At 40.1% G+C, this 1651-nt stretch carries 1 protein-coding gene; it reads right to left on the reverse strand.

The annotated features are described in order from the left end of the window. Positions 1-188 precede the first annotated feature (188 nt). Positions 189-1520 (reverse strand): transposase, encoded by a 1332-nt coding sequence (locus C0V77_RS22880; protein ID WP_101728713.1) that lies wholly within the window; start codon positions 1518-1520, stop codon positions 189-191. Positions 1521-1651 lie beyond the last annotated feature (131 nt).

A 1651-nucleotide genomic window follows, 5' to 3' on the forward strand; every position in this document is an offset into this window, starting at 1 on the left:
GGCCATCCTTGATAATTGCATCAAAAAGATGAGATGCTTAGGAAATCCAGTCTGTAAAAGATTGGATTTTCTATTTTCAGGTATCGTAGTCTTTGTTTTGTACAACTTTTAGGATTGATTTTGGGACTTTTGAGATTATCGGATTTGTGTAGACAGTCTTCTCCCATGAAACCTTCTTTTGAGGGGCTTTAAGCCGCTATTTTGAGTTCCTTCGGTGTTCTTTTAGCCAGTCTGACTGCATTGGCGGTAAAAATTCCGAAGTATAACCACACATTTTGTGTTTCTGGTGAGCGGGCTTTTATTTTTTTGAGACCGTAATGTTCCTTCTCTGTACCAAAAGCCCCTTCCAGACGTGTGCTGCGCTCCTTGTTGAGAATAGCCTTCACGAGCTTAAGATTTTTATCTGAGGAGGATTTCCCTTTTGCTACAAAGTTGGTTTGAACATTTTTGGAGCTGCAGAAGCGACGATTGGCATTGGTAGGATAAATCCTGTCGGCTGCCAGGTGGGTACATTCTCCAAAGACAATCTTATGCTTGTAGAAAGAGGCTTTAAGTCTAGTACTTTCATTGAAAGCATTGTAGCTGTGATGCTCTACGATGTTAATACCGTCTACCTGCATCATGTGGACTTTTATACCGAACTCGAGCGGTTTGTTTTCCTTCCCCCTGATAATGGGTCTTATATGAGGTTGAGCTAAGCTGACGATTCTATCCCTGACCTTGGTAGTATTGTTTTCAATCAGGTAAAGCTGTTGCAGATAGACTTTCCTTATGGTCTTGAATCTTTGTGCGATGGGCTCAGAGAGATGAATGCCTCTTGTTTGGTTTAACAGTCTTTGATAAACCCCTATCCCTTTTTCTAATAAATGCAGAAGAGTTTTTCTACGTCTCTTGATAGCATGGATACTCACTTTTCGTCTTTTGGAAAAAACAGACTGCTTTATCTTTTGTTCCTTGAACTTTGAACGAGGCATTTTTATTCCTGAGAGCTTACATAGTACCGGAATTTGTTCTTCCCATAGAAAGCAGCATGACTCCCACAGCAGTTTAACATCTGTAGGGAATCTCATATGGACTTCATAACACGTAGCGTCTATGAGCATTACATTCTTATTTTCCATTTTCCCCTTCCAGGCATTAATCAGAACATTCTGAACTTTCTGCATATCACAATGTCTGGCTAGAAAACTGCGCATGCGGCTTACAAATGCATTGTCTCTGATCACTTCACCTACTTTCAGACGGCATCCACAGAACATCTGATATGACCAGTTAGTTTGGAAAGCGGCCAGCAGCTTTTCATCGCTTAGGCCTGTATAATGCTTTAAAAACATCAGGCCGAAATATCCTTGTCTTGGTAGGTAAGATGGTGCTCCTGCAGGATTTTTCTTTGCAGGAAGCAGGCTTTCCAATTGTTGCCACGGGATTATGTCATAAATCCGACCAAGTTCAGTGCAATTCTTGAAAAAATGATACTCCGGAAATATTGGGCTATCAAAACAAAATAGAGTAATTTGCATTGTATTTTGTGGTGGTGAGATACCTTAAAATACAACAAAAACCCCGAAATTCCAAGAAATTGGCAGTTTTCGGGGTTGTTTTTTTATGTAATACGCTGATATTTAATTACTTATCTCTCATAAGGTTTCCC

The organism is Emticicia sp. TH156 (assembly GCF_002855535.1).
In the GTDB taxonomy this organism is placed as follows: domain Bacteria; phylum Bacteroidota; class Bacteroidia; order Cytophagales; family Spirosomataceae; genus Emticicia; species Emticicia fluvialis.

Bases quoted from the DNA above. Each gene is read 5' to 3' on its own strand.
- C0V77_RS22880 (WP_101728713.1), bottom strand. From the start codon at position 1,520: ATGCAAATTACTCTATTTTGTTTTGATAGCCCAATATTTCCGGAGTAT.